This is a genomic window from Oryzobacter terrae (genome assembly GCF_042756445.1).
Lineage (GTDB): Bacteria > Actinomycetota > Actinomycetes > Actinomycetales > Dermatophilaceae > Oryzobacter > Oryzobacter terrae.
This window is the reverse complement of sequence record NZ_CP170578.1, coordinates 872,293-886,300: the sequence shown is the minus strand read 5'-3', so window position 1 is coordinate 886,300 and position 14,008 is coordinate 872,293. Positions and strand designations below refer to the sequence as shown.

The following is a 14,008-nucleotide window of genomic DNA, read 5'->3' as shown; positions in this document are numbered from 1 at the left end:
CGTCGCCGGGCTCCTATCCTTGGGGCGTGTCGCTCGCACCCACGACGGAGGAGGTCACCGCCACCGGTGGTGACGTCGCTCCCGACACCCCGTGGGTGACGATCGTGTGGAACGACCCGGTCAACCTCATGACCTACGTGACCTACGTGCTGCAGACGCACTTCGGCTACGGCCGCGAGAAGGCCGAGAAGCTGATGATGGACGTCCACACCCAGGGCCGGGCCGTCGTCGCCAACGGCAGCCGTGAGGCGATGGAGGCCGACACCGAGGCCCTCCAGGGGTACGGCCTGTGGGCGACGTTCCAGAAGGACAGCTGATGGCGCGCGGCTTCCGGCGCAAGGGCGAGGGCGAGCAGCTGCGGTTCACGGCACAGCTCGACGCCCTCGAGAGAGCCACGGTCGCCGGCCTCATGGACCAGGTGCACGAGCTCCTCGAGCCCGGCGACCCCGTCGACGAGGGCACCGACGACTTCTCGGCGATCGTCGCCGGCCTGGGGATGGGCGTCACGGTGGCCCCCGAGGACCAGTCGGAGTTCGACGCCTCCTCGCTCGAGCGCGACCCCGCCCTCGAGCGCCTGCTCCCCACGGCCAACCGCGAGGACGACGAGGCGGCCGCCGAGTTCCGCCGGCTCACCGAGGGCGGGCTGCGCCAGCGCAAGGCCTCGGCCCTGGCGGTCGGCGCGCGCGTGCTCCGCGGCGAGGACAAGGTGCGGCTGTCCGAGGCCGAGGCGCGGGCCTTCCTCACCGCCCTCACCGACGTCCGCCTCGTCCTCGGCGAGCGGATGGGCCTGCGGACCGACGAGGACCTCGAGGTGCTCGAGGCCGCTGCCGCGCAGCTCGAGGACGACGACCCGCTCGGCTACGCGCTCGCCGTCTACGACTTCCTCACCTGGCTCCAGGAGACCCTCGCCTCGGCGATGCTGCGCGGCTGAGCCGTCGGGACGTCGGGCGATCCGGTCGCGCGACGAGTCGCGTGGCGTGGCGCACGCGACACGGGTGCGGGCCCGGTCATGACGGTGTGCTGCCCTACGGTGGTCGGGTGGCTGACCAACCGATCGGGGTGTTCGACTCCGGGTACGGCGGGCTCACCGTGATGCGGGCGATCCTCGACCAGCTGCCCCACGAGTCCGTCGCGTACTTCGGCGACACCGCGCGCGCCCCGTACGGTCCGCGGCCGATCGCGCAGACCCGCGAGTTCGCCCTCCAGGGTCTCGACCGGCTCGTCGACCACGGGGTCAAGGTCCTCGTCATCGCGTGCAACACCGCGAGCGCCGCCGTCCTCCACGACGCCCGCGAGCGCTACGACGTCCCGGTCGTCGAGGTCATCCGGCCGGCGGTGCGCCGGGCCGCCGCCGCCACGCGCACCGGCCGGGTCGGCGTCATCTCGACCGTCGGGACCCACCAGTCCGGCGCCTACCTCGACGCCTTCGCCGCCGCACCGCACCTCGACGTCGTGAGCACCCCGTGCCCGCGGTTCGTCGAGTTCGTCGAGCGGGGCGTCACCGGCGGGCCCGAGCTCGTCGGCGTCGCCCACGAGTACCTCGACCCGCTCCGCGGAGAGGTCGACACCCTCGTCCTCGGCTGCACCCACTACCCGCTGCTCACCGCGGTCATCTCCTACGTCATGGGCGACGACGTCACCCTCGTGTCGTCCGCCGAGGAGACCGCCAAGGACGTCTACCGGGTCCTCGCCGACACCGACGCCCTGCGACCCGACGACCTCCCCGAGCCCGACCACGGGTTCACGACCACCGGCGACCCCGAGGAGTTCCGGCGGCTCGCGTCGCGCTTCCTCGGCGTCGGCGCGCGGCTCGGCCCGGTGTTCACCGCCCCGGCCCCCGTCGAGCGGGCGGGGATCGCATGAGGCTCACCGTCGTCGGCTGCTCCGGCTCGTTCTCGGGCCCGGAGTCGGCCGCCTCCAGCTACCTCGTGCGCACCGAGGCGCAGGGGCGCACCTGGAACCTCCTGCTCGACCTCGGCAGCGGCGCCCTCGGGTCGCTCCAGCGTCACCTGTCGCCCGACGACCTCGACGCCGTCGTCCTCAGCCACCTCCACCCCGACCACTGCGTCGACCTCTGCGGGCTCTACGTCACCCGGCGCTACCGCCCGGCGGGGCGGCTACCGCAGCGGCTCCCCGTCTTCGGCCCATCGGGCACCGCCGAGCGGCTGGCGCACATGTACCACGGGGTCGAGCCGGGCGGCATGGAGAGCGAGTTCGCCGTCACGGCCGTCACCCACGGGGTGGCCGTCACCGTCGGGCCCTTCACCGTGACGCCGTTCCGGGTCAACCACCCCGTCGAGGCCTACGGCTACCGCGTCGAGGCCGACGGCGAGGTCCTCGCCTTCACCGGTGACACCGATGACTGCCCGGCCCTCGACGACCTGCTGCGCGATGCCGACCTCGCCCTCATGGACGCCGCGTTCGTCGACGGGCGCGACGAGGTGGAGGGGATCCACCTGTCCGGCTCGCGCGCGGCCACCGCCGCGGTCCGGGCCGGTGGCGTGCGACGCCTCGTCCTCACCCACGTCCCGGCGTGGAACGACCCCGAGCTCTGCCGCGCCCAAGCCGCGGCGGTGTGGCCGGGCGAGGTCGAGCTCGCCGTGGCGGGGGAGACGGTCGAGGTGGGGTCGCCGGCGGTGGTGCCACCCGTCCGGGTCGACCGCGCCGCCGGCCTGCGGATGTGGGCCGACTACCTCGCGGCCCACCCGGGCCTGCCCCCCGAGGACGAGCCGGTCGTCGAGGCGTTCGGCGACGGCCCGGCGCTCGCCGACGAGCTGGTCGGCCTGGTCACCCACGGACCCAAGCGCGCCACGGCCGGGCTCGTCGCGGCGTACGCGCACGACGGCGACCCCCTCGGGCGGGTCGGGTCGCACTGGGTCGCCTGCGACGGTGCCGGCCAGCCGCGGGCCGTGCTGCGGACCACCGAGCTGCGGGTCGGGCCCCTGTCGTCGGTCGACGAGCGCTTCGCCTGGGACGAGGGCGAGGACGACCGCACCCTCCGGTCGTGGCGCCACCACCACGACCGGTTCTTCCGCCGCGAGTGCGAGCGGATCGGGATCCCGTTCTCCGACGACCTCGAGGTCTGCTTCGAGCGGTTCCGCGTCGTCTGGCCGCCCGAGGTGGCCGACCCCGTGGGACCGCCGGCCGGGTGACCGCCGGGGACGACGGGTCACGTCCTCGTTAGCCTTGGCCCGTGACCGACGCTCTTCGCCATGACGGCCGTACCCCCGACCAGCTCCGCGACGTGCGCATCACGCGCAACTGGCTCGACCACGCCGAGGGCAGCGTCCTCGTCGAGTTCGGCCGGACCCGCGTGCTCTGCGCCGCCTCCTTCACCGAGGGGGTCCCGCGCTGGCTCAAGGGCAAGGGCAGCGGCTGGGTCACCGCCGAGTACGAGATGCTCCCGCGCTCGACGAACACCCGCTCCGACCGCGAGTCGCGGCGCGGCAAGGTCGGCGGACGCACGCACGAGATCAGCCGCCTCGTCGGCCGCAGCCTGCGCGCCGTCATCGACACCAGGGCCCTCGGCGAGAACACCGTCGTCCTCGACTGCGACGTCCTCCAGGCCGACGGCGGCACCCGCACCGCGGCCATCACCGGAGCGTGGGTCGCGCTCGCCGACGCCGTCGAGGACGCCCGCGCCCGCGGGCTCCTGCCCGCCTCGGCCAGGCCCCTCACCGGCTCGATCGCCGCGGTGAGCGTCGGCCTCATCGACGGCCGCCCCGTCCTCGACCTCGACTACCCCGAGGACTCGACCGCCCAGACCGACATGAACGTCGTCATGACCGGCGACGGCCGCTTCGTCGAGGTGCAGGGCACCGCCGAGGGGGAGCCCTTCGACCGCGACCTGCTCGGCGGCCTGCTCGACCTCGCGACGGTCGGCTGCGCCGAGCTGACCCTCCTCCAGCAGGCCGCGCTCGAGGGGCCGGCCCGCGAGCGCACCCGATGACCCGCCGGCTCGTCCTCGCGACGCGCAACGAGCACAAGGTCCACGAGCTGCGCCAGATCCTCGCCGCGCTCGTCGACGACCTCGACCTCGAGGTCGTCGGCGCCGACGAGGTCGAGGGCGCCGCCGACGTCCCGGAGACGGAGGTGACCTTCCTCGGCAACGCCCGCCTCAAGGCCGTCGCCCTCGCGCGGGCCTCCGGGCTGCCGTCGGTCGCCGACGACTCCGGCCTCGCCGTCGAGGTGCTCGGTGGCTCGCCCGGCGTCTTCTCGGCCCGCTGGTCGGGCTCGGCCGCCGGGGAGGGCGCCGCCCGTGCCGAGAAGGACCGGGCCAACCTGGGCCTGCTCCTCGAGCAGGTCGCCGACGTCCCCGACGAGCACCGCGCGGCCGCCTTCGTCTGCGCCGCCGTCGTCGCGATGCCCGACGGCCGGGTCGAGGGCGTCGAGGGCCGGGTCGAGGGGTCGCTCGTGCGCGCACCGCGCGGGACCAACGGGTTCGGCTACGACCCGGTGTTCGTCCCGGCGGGCGACAGCCGGACCCTCGCCGAGTACACCGACGAGGAGAAGAACGCGATCTCGCACCGCGGCAACGCCTTCCGCGCCCTCGAGCCGGTGCTGCGCGAGCTCCTGGCCTGACCCGGGGACGCGGAACCCGCTCGGGTCGGGGAGCGCCGCGCGGTTACGCTGGTCCGGCGCGCAAGTGGCGGAACTGGTAGACGCGCCAGATTTAGGTTCTGGTGCCTTCGGGTGTGCGGGTTCGAGTCCCGCCTTGCGCACGGCGACCGACGTCCTCGGAGTCGGTTAGGTTGGAACCACCACCGACCACACCAGGAGGCCTCCGTGGGAGACCGGCTCGTCCCCGGCGACACCGCCCCCGACTTCACGCTGCCCGACGACACCGGGTCGCAGGTGACCCTCAGCGACCTGCGCGGCCGCAGGGTGATCGTGTACTTCTACCCCGCGGCGATGACCCCGGGCTGCACGACGCAGGCCTGCGACTTCAGCGAGTCCCTCGACTCCCTGACGCGCGACGGCTACACCGTGCTCGGCATCTCGCCCGACAGCCCGTCCAGGCTCGCGACGTTCCGCGAGCGCGACCACCTCACCATCCCGCTGCTCGCCGACGAGGACAGGAGCGTCATGAACGCCTGGGGTGCCTACGGCGAGAAGAAGCTCTACGGCAAGACCGTCGAGGGCGTCATCCGCAGCACCGTCGTCGTCGACGAGTCGGGCACCGTGTCGCACGCCTTCTACAACGTCAAGGCCACGGGTCACGTCGCCAAGCTGCGCCGCGACCTCGGCATCGAGTGAGGACCCCATGAGCACCGCGAAGCCCGCACTCCCCACCACCGTCCCCGCGCTCGAGGCCGAGATCGCCGCGCGCCGCGAACGGCTCGGCCACACCATCGACGAGCTGACCCACCGGGTCAGCCCGCGCACCATCCTCCAGCGCCAGACCGAGGCCGCCAAGGCGCGCTTCGCCGACGTCGCCACCACGCCCGAGGGAGAGCTGCGCGTCGAGCGGCTCGCGGCGGTCGTCGCCGTCGTGGCCGTCGTCGGAGGGCTCCTCGCGTACCGCCGCCTGCGGCGTCACTGACGTGCCCGCCCGGCCCGACCACGGGAAGGGCCGCCTCCCGGTCCGGATGCTCCACGACCGCGTGCTCGTCAGCCTCGAGGGCGAGGCGGGGGAGCGCCGGTCCGGCGGCGGCATCGTCATCCCGGCCACCGCGTCGGTCGGTCGGCGCCTCGGGTGGGGCGAGGTCGTCGCGACCGGGCCGAACGTGCGCCAGGTCGAGGTCGGCGACCGGGTCCTGTTCGACCCCGAGGAACGGGCCGAGGTCGAGATCGGCGCCAAGGACTACGTCATGCTGCGCGAGCGCGACCTCCACGCCGTCGCCGCGTCGCGCGTGCCCGAGGGCAGCACGGGCCTCTACCTCTGAGCCGCGCGAGGGCGAGGTCGCGACGCGGTCCGGACACGACGAAGGCCCCCGTCGCCGGGGGCCTGTCGTGGTGGTGCGCCATCAGGGACTCGAACCCCGAACCCGCTGATTAAGAGTCAGCTGCTCTGCCAATTGAGCTAATGGCGCGCGGTGGAAAACGTTAGCAGCAGCCGACCGCCGGAGTGAAATCCGCTCAGGCGAAGGGGTCGTCGCGGCGCGTCGACGCCTCGTCGAGCGGCCGGCCGTCGGCCTCGGCGTTCGCCTCCTCGTCGGCACGGGGCCCGCCGAGCACCCGCCACTGGGTCGACAGCGCGAGGAGTGCGACGAGCCCGGTGACCCCGAGGAGGACCCAGACCCAGGGCCTCGGGCCGCCGTCGCCGGAGGTCGGTTCGGCGTCGACCGTGGGGGTCGACGACGGTGCCGCCGACGCGGAGTCCGAGGCGGAGGGGGTGGCGGTCGCGCTCGGCGTGGCAGCGTCCGTGGGGCTGGGCTCCGCGGTCGTGGTGAAGGAGACCTTGCCCGAGATCGGGTGGCCGTCGGCGCTCACGACGCGGTAGGTGACCGTGTGCCCTCCCGCGGCGAGGTCGGAGGACAGGGCCTGGGTCACCTCGCGGCCGTCGACGACCGGGTCGCCCTCGACCTCGGCGCCCTGCGGTCCCTCGACGGTGACCTTGACGAACGTGGGGTCGACCTCCTCGTTGAAGGTGAGGACGACCTCCTCGGCGGTCTCGACCGTGGCGCCGTCGGCCGGGGCGGCCTGGAGGAGGCGGGAGTGGGTCACCAGTCCCGACGGGCTGGCGGCGAAGGCCGGGGCGACGGCGACGACGACGAAGGCCAGGACCACGACGAGGACGACGACGGTGGCGAAGCGGCGCGACATCATGCGCCCATCCTCGCAAACGACGGCCCGCCGGTCGTCGTCCGGGGCGGGGACGAGGAAGCCCCCGACCCGCGTCACCGCAGGTCAGGGGCTTCTCCATCGGGGGTGAGTAACGGGACTTGAACCCGCGACCCTCGCGACCACAACGCGATGCTCTACCAGCTGAGCTATACCCACCACGACGGGCGCGATCGTCATCCGAGGATGCCGGTGCGCCCGTAGCGCGAACCATCGTACCCGTTACGCGGGGGTGCTCCCGACCACGCCCTCACCCCGGGACCCGGTGGTGCCCGCGGACGTCGCGTGGTCGACGACGTGCCGTGCCGCGAGGGTGCGTGCCTCCTCCGTCGAGGGGCCGGGCGGGGGGACGAACACCGCCTCGCGGTAGTAGCGCAGCTCGGCGATCGACTCGCGGATGTCGGCGAGCGCCCGGTGGCCGCCGCTCTTCGCGGGGGCGGCGAAGTACGCCCGCGGGAACCAGCGGCGCGACAGCTCCTTGATCGAGGAGACGTCGATGATCCGGTAGTGCAGGTGGCTCTCGAGCTCGGGCATGTCGCGCTGGAGGAAGGCCCGGTCGGTGCCGACCGTGTTCCCCCCGAGCGGCGCCTTGCGGGTCTCGGGGACGAACTCCCTGACGTAGTCGAGGACGAGGCGCTGTGCCTCCTCCAGGGTCGTGCCGGCCGCGAGCGCGTCGAGGAGGCCCGAGCCGGTGTGCATCTCGCGGACGAAGTCACCCATCTGCTCGAGCGCGGCGTCCGGGGGCCGGATGACGACGTCGACGCCCTCGCCGAGGACGGTCAGCTCGTAGTCGGTGACGAGGGCGGCGACCTCGACGAGGGCGTCGTCCTCGAGGGAGAGCCCGGTCATCTCGCAGTCGATCCACACGATCCGGTCGGCGGTGGAGCGGTCGGTCCCAGCGGTCGTCATGGGGGCCATGCTAGGGGCGCCACGTCGGGACGCCGTGGCCGGAGACCACGTGGGGTCCGGGCTCCACTAGGGTCACCTGCCATGGACGGCGACCTCGCGACCCGGTCGGCGGGCCCCGTGGCCCACCGCGCACCGACCGCCCGGTCGGGCATCCGCCGGTGGGTGGTCACCGGCCTGGCAGCCGTGGGGTTCGTCCTCGCCGCCCTCGTCGTGTCGGCGTACTTCGGTGCGGCGTTCGGGGTGCAGACGGCGCTGCTCGCGCTGGCCGTCGCCCTCATCCCCGTCGCCGTCGTCATCCCGGCGTTCCTCTGGCTCGACCGCTTCGAGTCCGAGCCGAACCGCTACCTGCTCGGCGCGTTCCTCTGGGGCGCCCTCGTCGCGGCCATCATCGCGGCGGTGACGAACACGAGCGCCATCGCCGTGCTCGAGGCGGCGACCGACCCCGACGCCGCCCTCGCGACGACGGCGGTCGTCATCGCGCCGGTCGTCGAGGAGGCGAGCAAGGGCCTGTTCGTCCTCTTCGTCTGGTGGTTCCGCCGCCGCGAGTTCGACGGCATCACCGACGGGATGGTCTACGCCGGCGTCACGGCGGCGGGCTTCGCCTTCACCGAGAACATCCAGTACCTCGCGACGGCCTACACCGAGGGCGGAGGTGAGGCGCTGACCGCGACCTTCGTCGCCCGGTGCCTGCTGTCGCCGTTCGCCCACCCGATGTTCACGATCCTCACCGGGGTGGGCATCGGGGTGGCCGCGACGAGCCGGACCTGGCTGCCGCGCCTGCTCGCGCCGGTCGGCGGCTTCGTCCTCGCCGTCCTCGCCCACGCGCTGTGGAACCTCGCGGCGGTGACCGGTGGGCAGGGGCTCATCGTCGTGTACCTCCTCGTCGAGGTGCCGGTCTTCCTCGCCTTCGTCGCGTTCGTCGTCTGGGCCCGCCGGCACGAGGGCCACCTCATCGGGCAGTTCCTGCGGCCCTACTCCGACGCCGGCTGGCTCTCGCCCGGCGAGGTCTCGATGCTCGCGTCGATGACCCGGCGCCGCGAGGCGCGCCAGTGGGCCCGCGCGAACACCGGCCGTGCCGGGCTCGCCTCGATGAGGGCCTTCCAGGACACCGCGAGCGAGCTCGCCCTCCTGCGCCGCCGGATGCACCACGAGGCCGCCGACGCCCACGCGGCCGAGCAGGAGCGCGAGCTGCTCCACGCCCTCACGGCCCGGCGGGCCGAGTTCGTCGGCCTTCCCGTCACCTGACCGCCCTCGGGGACCGCGGCTCGGCCGAGCCCCGGGTCCTCGCCGACCTCCACCGGAAGGACCACCGTGACCGACGCCCTCACCGTCTCCACGCGCATCGGACCCGAGCTCGTCGAGCTGCGGCGGGCGCTGCACCGGATCCCCGAGATCGGGCTGCACCTGCCCGACACCCAGCGGGCGGTCCTCGAGGCGCTCGACGGGATCGACCTCGAGGTGACGACGGGGGAGTCGCTCAGCTCGGTCGTGGCGGTCCTGCGCGGGCGGGCACCGCACGAGGGGGAGCGCCCGGTCGTCCTCCTGCGCGGTGACATGGACGCGCTCCCCGTGACCGAGGAGGTCGACGTCGACTACGTCTCGCAGCGGACCGGGGCGATGCACGCCTGCGGTCACGACCTCCACGTCGCCGGTCTCGTCGGCGCCGCCCGCATCCTCGACGAGCTGCGCGACCAGCTCGTCGGCGACGTCGTCCTCATGTTCCAGCCGGCCGAGGAGGGACCCGGCGGGGCCGAGCCGATGATCCGCGAGGGGCTGCTCGAGGCCGCGGGCCGCCGGGTCGACGCGGCGTACGCGGTGCACGTGTACTCCGCCGACGTCCCGCGCGGCACCTGGTTCGGACGGCCCGGCCCGCTGATGGCGGCGGCCGACGAGGTCCACGTCGTCGTCAGGGGGCTCGGCGGCCACGGGTCGGCGCCCGAGAAGACCCGCGACCCGGTGCCGGTGGCGTGCGAGGTCGTCCTCGCCTTCCACACCGCCGTGACCCGCCAGTTCAGCATCTGGGACCCGGTCGTCCTCACCGTCGGCAGGATCGCCGCGGGGACGAAGGACAACATCATCCCGGACGACGCCGTGGTCGAGGCCACCCTGCGGACCTTCTCCAAGGAGCACCGCGCCAGGGCGCACGAGATGGTGGCCCGGGTGGCCCAGGGCATCGCCGCCGCCCACGGGATGACCGCCGAGGTGACGATCGGCAACGGCTACCCGGTGACCGTCAACGACGCCGTCGAGTTCGACTTCGCCAAGGAGACGGTCGTCGACCTCTTCGGCGAGGACCGGTGGGCCGACATGGCCAACCCCGAGGCTGGCTCGGAGGACATGTCCTTCGTCCTCGACGAGGTGCCCGGCTGCTACCTCAACATCGGGGCGGCGGTCCACGAGGACCTCACGCGCGTCGAGGACAACCACTCGCCGCGGGCCGCGTTCGACGACTCCGTGGTGCCCGACGTCGCGGCGGCCCTCGCCGAGCTCGCCCTGCGGCGCTCGCGCCGGCTCGCCTCCGGCTGACCGGCGTCGCGGTGGTCGTGGTGCCCCCGGCAGGACTCGAACCTGCCGATCGGCCGTTTCCCCGCAGCTCTCTGATCTGGCAAAATAGGGCTCTGACCTGCACGTTTGCCGCTGGATGTTCGTGCTCACAGCAGGTCATGGATGACCACATGTAGCCATCGTTAGGGCACGTTTAGGGCACGAGCGGGGAGGGATTAGGGGTGCCGAAGACACGCATCAGGACCCGGAGGGGATTCGGGAAGGTGCGCCGGCTGCCCTCCGGTCGGTTCCAGGCGTCCTATGCCGGCCCGGACCTGGCTCGCCACACGGCACCGGGCACGTTCGAGGCCAAGATCGATGCCGAGCACTGGCTCGCGGTCGAGCACCGGCTCATCGAGTCCGGCCAGTGGGAGGCGCCGAAGCGGCGCGCGCTGGCCCTGAGGGGTGTCATGACTCTGCGCGAGTATGCGCCCGGAGCGATCGACCGCCGCCGGGTGCGCGGGGAGCCGCTGAGACCCCGAACTCGCGCCCTGTACGCCTCGCAGCTGGAACGGCTGGTGTTTCCCACGTTCGGCGACAAGCCGCTGCGCAGCATCACCCGCGACGACGTCACTCGTTGGTACGACTTCCTCGGTCCGTCGCACCCAACTCAGCGTGCCCACGCCTACTCGCTGCTGCGGGCGATCCTGGGCCAGGCCGTCACCGAGGGCCTCGTGACGACGAGTCCCTGCCAGATCCCCGGTGCGGGGCGCTCGACGAGGCAGCGCCGGATCGAGCCAGCGAGCCTGCCCGAGCTGGCGACGATCGTCGAGGAGATGCCCGAGCGGCTCCGGCTGCTGGTGCTGCTGGGAGCTTGGTGCGCTTTGCGGTACGGCGAGCTGGCGGAACTGCGACGCCGCGACGTCGACCTCCAGCGTGGTGTCCTGTCCATCTCCCGCGCGGTGGTGCGCGTCGACGGCGCCGACCTGGTCGGCCGGCCGAAGAGCGTGGCTGGCGTGCGCGACGTCGCGATCCCGCCGCACTTGATTCCCGTCATCCAGGCCCACCTCGACGAGCACGTCGATGCCGGGCCGGACGCGCTGCTCTTCCCGCGGCCGGGAACCAACCACCACCTCGTCCACACGGAGGTCACCAAGACCTTCATGACGGCGCGGGCTGCGGCTGGGAGGCCGGACCTCCGGTTGCACGACCTGCGGCACACCGGCGCGGTCCTAGCGGCCCAGACCGGCGCGACACTGGCCGAGTTGATGGCTCGGCTTGGGCACTCGACGCCCGGCGCGGCGCTCCGCTACCAGCACGCCGCGGCCGGGCGCGACGCCCAAATCGCGGCGCGGCTCTCGGAGCTCGCACGCGGGCTGACCCTCGTGCCCTGACACGCCCCTGCTCCAGGCCCCGCCAGGCACCTATTGGGCCCTGCCACAAACGGCTCCTTCCCGCGCCATTCGACCGCGCACCCCGCCTCGCCGATCCCTTCGAGCGAGCCCCCGCTCCCGACCCTGAATGTCCCTCCCCAAAGACCAGAAACCACGACGACGGCACACCTCTTGCACCCCGGCTCTTGGGACGTTTCGGTGATGCGAAAAAAGCGGCACCGGCGTACCGTCTAGGGATGGCAGGGGAGGAGCCGCGCAGGTGCCCGCAGTGCGGCGCACCGGTGTCGTATGGCGGGCGCGGACGGCGTCCGGTGTGGTGCTCGAGCCGGTGCCGAAACCTCGCCGCAGTGACACGCCGCGGCGCCCGTGAGGCGGCCGTTGAAGTCCGGATGATCGACGTCCCGAGAACACCGAAGCCGCGGCCGACCCACGTCCCGACGCAGCAGGAAAGGGACGAGTCGGCCGTCTCCCGAGTGGCTCGTTCTTCGCGGCTGTCCCGGGATCTGTTGGTCCGGCTCCGGGGTCGTCGGCGCCGTGGCGAGCTCGACAGCGAGGTCTGGGACGACGTCACGGCGATGCTCGACCACTTCACGCCTGGCTACGCGCCCAGGGCCACGCCGGCGCCACCTGCCCCAGCGCCATCGAAGCCAGCATCGGCGGCCACGCTGCCGGAACTCATCGAGGCAGTTGAGCGGCTGTCCACCGGGCTCGAGACCGGTCGGATCTACGACCGCGACATCGCGACGCTGCGCCCAGCCCTGAACCGGCTCGGCGACGCGTGGATCCGCCGCACCTCCCGATGAGGCCTGCCCGATGTGACCCAAAGGAGGGATCGGGGGAGCGGGCAAGGTTACCGGAACTGCCGAGTTGAGGGCAGGCCGGCACTGCCCTAACGCCTCGCTAGCCAACCGGTCAGAAGTGCGCTTATGCCGACCGATTCCGGACTCCACTCAGAACGTGCTCGGCTCGCGATGGCGTCCGTTGCTACGCGTGGGGCGTCCCCGCGACAGACGTAACCCTCCGTACAGCCCGAGCGCCAGCAGACCCAAGATCCCCACGAGACAGGCCGCCAGCGAGAAGTCCGCTCCCACCAACAACACAAGGGTGGCGAGGGCCACCGTCGGACTGAACCAGTTCCCGACCACGCCACGCCGCATGGCCCGATAGCCGAGTGTGTTCACGGCGATGGCTGCGACGAACAACAAGACAACCACCGACCATGGTGGGTCATCGACCCATGCGGCCGAGGTTAGGGCGTCCACAGCCTCATGGTGCCATTCCGGTGCTGACGGTAACCAAGTACGGGGAGTTCCGTGCAGAGGGTCACAGCCGCCACACGGGAGCCAAGTAACGTCCGCTTCTGCCGCGGTCAGGACGAAGTTTCGTCGGCGCAGAAAGGAGCGGGCCGGGACGTTGCGACTGTGCATCGGTATCGGCGGGTGCTGATGCGCAAGGCGGGAGGGGGGCCACACTTCAGTTGGGAGGTGGTGGGATGTCAGGGCGAATCGCAAGAGCATCGGCCCACCACCATCAGCCTCAAACTCGGTCGTGGCTCCGCTCGGTCTCAGTTGCGGCGCTCGCCCTACTGGCGGTCGGCTGCGGGTCTCGGTCCGCCCCTTACCAGCCCCCGGCCGGCGCGCCGATCCTGAGTACCTTCAAGGTCCCCACGTACGCCTGGGACGGGGGCAGCGGCATGGCGGCCCAGGTCAGCGGCACCCTGTGGTTCACCCCGGAAGGGTGCACCCTCCTCAGCAACGGTGAGGGTCGCGACCGGGTCACTCAGGCGGTGTTCTTCCCCAATGCCACCGGCATCACCTACGACAACGGCGTGCGGGCCGTCGTGGACGCCCACGGCGGTGTCTTCGCTGTCGAGGGCCAGGAGTTCGCCTATGGCGGCGGCTTCGTCGTGGGCGCGGACTCTGACCTGGGGAAGCAGTGGTTGGCCCAGTGTCCGGGCACCGAAGTCCGTGAGGGCGCGATCATCAACGACCACCCGGCATCGCCCCCGCCGACGGTCGCGCCCCTTGCGCCCGCAACTCCGGGCCCGACCGCGCTGAGCACAGCCAAAGAGCTCGGCTACTTCCCGGTCCCGACCTACGAGTGGAAGGCTGACGTCGACAGCGCTGGCTTCGTCACCGGGACAGTGACCTTTGCCGGCGGTCGCTGCCCGGTGATGACCACATCCACAGGTGGTCACGAGCAGCGGGTCGGCCTGGTCTTCCCGAACGCGGAGGGATACCAGCACGCCCCGCAAGCCCCCAGGCCGGTGATCTACTCCAGCCTGCCAACCGGCACCAGCGGGTCGATGGTCGAGGACGAGCAGCTGACCGGGTTCCACGGACGAAGGGCGTCCGCCGACGACAGCAACTGGGCTGCCTTGTGCGCGACGGTGCCGGTTGCCTCGGTCTTCTACGTTCAGGACTTTCCTGTGCAGTGAA

General features: G+C 72.5%; 16 protein-coding genes, 3 tRNA genes and 1 pseudogene. 16 read left to right on the top strand and 4 right to left on the bottom strand.

Features of this window, described 5'->3' with window-relative positions; genetic code table 11:
• Positions 1-26 precede the first annotated feature (26 nt).
• From clpS to ACFWN3_RS04155, 11 genes and pseudogenes are all read left to right on the top strand, one after another.
• On the top strand, positions 27-317 hold the full coding sequence (gene clpS / locus ACFWN3_RS04205; RefSeq protein WP_377643730.1) for an ATP-dependent Clp protease adapter ClpS: 291 nt from the start codon (positions 27-29) through the stop codon (positions 315-317).
• The gene (locus ACFWN3_RS04200) at positions 317-931 is read left to right on the top strand and encodes a DUF2017 domain-containing protein (RefSeq protein WP_377643728.1); all 615 of its coding nucleotides are present in this window, start codon (positions 317-319) and stop codon (positions 929-931) included. Before clpS ends, ACFWN3_RS04200 begins: the two co-directional genes overlap by 1 nt.
• Before the next feature lie 107 nt (positions 932-1,038).
• A complete protein-coding gene (gene murI / locus ACFWN3_RS04195) occupies positions 1,039-1,863 on the top strand; it encodes a glutamate racemase (protein WP_377643726.1) in 825 nt (274 codons plus the stop codon).
• Positions 1,860-2,624: pseudogene (locus tag ACFWN3_RS04190) on the top strand (MBL fold metallo-hydrolase); the annotation flags it as partial. The gene murI and the pseudogene ACFWN3_RS04190, both read left to right, overlap by 4 nt.
• Before the next feature lie 54 nt (positions 2,625-2,678).
• Positions 2,679-3,152 (top strand): ASCH domain-containing protein, encoded by a 474-nt coding sequence (locus ACFWN3_RS04185; protein ID WP_377645525.1) that lies wholly within the window; start codon positions 2,679-2,681, stop codon positions 3,150-3,152.
• A 41-nt stretch (positions 3,153-3,193) separates the two neighbouring features.
• The gene (gene rph, locus ACFWN3_RS04180) at positions 3,194-3,949 is read left to right on the top strand and encodes a ribonuclease PH (RefSeq protein WP_377643724.1); all 756 of its coding nucleotides are present in this window, start codon (positions 3,194-3,196) and stop codon (positions 3,947-3,949) included.
• Entirely contained in the window at positions 3,946-4,581 is a 636-nt protein-coding gene (gene rdgB / locus ACFWN3_RS04175) for an RdgB/HAM1 family non-canonical purine NTP pyrophosphatase (RefSeq protein ID WP_377643722.1), read from the top strand. The genes rph and rdgB overlap by 4 nt, the downstream gene beginning before the upstream one ends.
• Positions 4,582-4,639: 58 nt before the next feature.
• A tRNA-Leu gene (locus ACFWN3_RS04170) sits at positions 4,640-4,721 on the top strand.
• A gap of 64 nt (positions 4,722-4,785) precedes the next feature.
• On the top strand, positions 4,786-5,256 hold the full coding sequence (gene bcp, locus ACFWN3_RS04165; RefSeq protein ID WP_377643720.1) for a thioredoxin-dependent thiol peroxidase: 471 nt from the start codon (positions 4,786-4,788) through the stop codon (positions 5,254-5,256).
• A 7-nt stretch (positions 5,257-5,263) separates the two neighbouring features.
• Entirely contained in the window at positions 5,264-5,542 is a 279-nt protein-coding gene (locus ACFWN3_RS04160) for a DUF3618 domain-containing protein (RefSeq protein WP_377643718.1), read from the top strand.
• 46 nt (positions 5,543-5,588) lie between these two features.
• Positions 5,589-5,885: a GroES family chaperonin gene (locus tag ACFWN3_RS04155; protein WP_377645523.1), complete on the top strand. Its 297-nt coding sequence runs from the start codon at positions 5,589-5,591 to the stop codon at positions 5,883-5,885.
• 71 nt (positions 5,886-5,956) lie between these two features.
• Here ACFWN3_RS04155 and ACFWN3_RS04150 read toward each other — a convergent pair.
• The 4 genes from ACFWN3_RS04150 to orn all read right to left on the bottom strand — a co-directional run bounded on the left by ACFWN3_RS04150 (position 5,957) and on the right by orn (position 7,701).
• Positions 5,957-6,032, bottom strand: a tRNA-Lys gene (locus tag ACFWN3_RS04150).
• A gap of 46 nt (positions 6,033-6,078) precedes the next feature.
• Positions 6,079-6,768: a copper resistance protein CopC gene (locus ACFWN3_RS04145; RefSeq protein ID WP_377643716.1), complete on the bottom strand. Its 690-nt coding sequence runs from the start codon at positions 6,766-6,768 to the stop codon at positions 6,079-6,081.
• 101 nt (positions 6,769-6,869) lie between these two features.
• Positions 6,870-6,942 (bottom strand) — tRNA-His (locus ACFWN3_RS04140).
• Positions 6,943-7,005: 63 nt separating this feature from the next.
• Positions 7,006-7,701, bottom strand: coding sequence for an oligoribonuclease (gene orn, locus ACFWN3_RS04135; protein WP_377643714.1), 696 nt, complete (start codon positions 7,699-7,701; stop codon positions 7,006-7,008).
• Between the two features lie 72 nt (positions 7,702-7,773).
• Here orn and ACFWN3_RS04130 point away from each other — a divergent pair, with 72 nt between their 5' ends.
• The 5 genes from ACFWN3_RS04130 to ACFWN3_RS04110 all read left to right on the top strand — a co-directional run bounded on the left by ACFWN3_RS04130 (position 7,774) and on the right by ACFWN3_RS04110 (position 14,007).
• Positions 7,774-8,937: a PrsW family intramembrane metalloprotease gene (locus ACFWN3_RS04130; protein WP_377643712.1), complete on the top strand. Its 1,164-nt coding sequence runs from the start codon at positions 7,774-7,776 to the stop codon at positions 8,935-8,937.
• Positions 8,938-9,003: 66 nt separating this feature from the next.
• Positions 9,004-10,218, top strand: coding sequence for a M20 family metallopeptidase (locus tag ACFWN3_RS04125; protein WP_377643710.1), 1,215 nt, complete (start codon positions 9,004-9,006; stop codon positions 10,216-10,218).
• 242 nt (positions 10,219-10,460) lie between these two features.
• Entirely contained in the window at positions 10,461-11,570 is a 1,110-nt protein-coding gene (locus ACFWN3_RS04120) for a tyrosine-type recombinase/integrase (protein ID WP_377643708.1), read from the top strand.
• A gap of 389 nt (positions 11,571-11,959) precedes the next feature.
• Positions 11,960-12,373 (top strand): hypothetical protein, encoded by a 414-nt coding sequence (locus ACFWN3_RS04115; RefSeq protein WP_377643706.1) that lies wholly within the window; start codon positions 11,960-11,962, stop codon positions 12,371-12,373.
• 890 nt (positions 12,374-13,263) lie between these two features.
• Positions 13,264-14,007: a hypothetical protein gene (locus tag ACFWN3_RS04110; RefSeq protein WP_377643704.1), complete on the top strand. Its 744-nt coding sequence runs from the start codon at positions 13,264-13,266 to the stop codon at positions 14,005-14,007.
• The last annotated feature ends 1 nt before the right edge of the window (position 14,008 follow it).

Bases quoted from the DNA above. Each gene is read 5' to 3' on its own strand.
- ACFWN3_RS04200 (WP_377643728.1), top strand. From the start codon at position 317: ATGGCGCGCGGCTTCCGGCGCAAGGGCGAGGGCGAGCAGCTGCGGTTC.
- rdgB (WP_377643722.1), top strand. From the start codon at position 3,946: ATGACCCGCCGGCTCGTCCTCGCGACGCGCAACGAGCACAAGGTCCAC.
- ACFWN3_RS04145 (WP_377643716.1), bottom strand. From the start codon at position 6,768: ATGATGTCGCGCCGCTTCGCCACCGTCGTCGTCCTCGTCGTGGTCCTG.
- ACFWN3_RS04110 (WP_377643704.1), top strand. From the start codon at position 13,264: ATGGCGGCCCAGGTCAGCGGCACCCTGTGGTTCACCCCGGAAGGGTGC.
- orn (WP_377643714.1), bottom strand. From the start codon at position 7,701: ATGGCCCCCATGACGACCGCTGGGACCGACCGCTCCACCGCCGACCGG.
- ACFWN3_RS04160 (WP_377643718.1), top strand. From the start codon at position 5,264: ATGAGCACCGCGAAGCCCGCACTCCCCACCACCGTCCCCGCGCTCGAG.
- ACFWN3_RS04185 (WP_377645525.1), top strand. From the start codon at position 2,679: ATGTGGGCCGACTACCTCGCGGCCCACCCGGGCCTGCCCCCCGAGGAC.
- ACFWN3_RS04155 (WP_377645523.1), top strand. From the start codon at position 5,589: ATGCTCCACGACCGCGTGCTCGTCAGCCTCGAGGGCGAGGCGGGGGAG.
- ACFWN3_RS04130 (WP_377643712.1), top strand. From the start codon at position 7,774: ATGGACGGCGACCTCGCGACCCGGTCGGCGGGCCCCGTGGCCCACCGC.
- ACFWN3_RS04115 (WP_377643706.1), top strand. From the start codon at position 11,960: ATGATCGACGTCCCGAGAACACCGAAGCCGCGGCCGACCCACGTCCCG.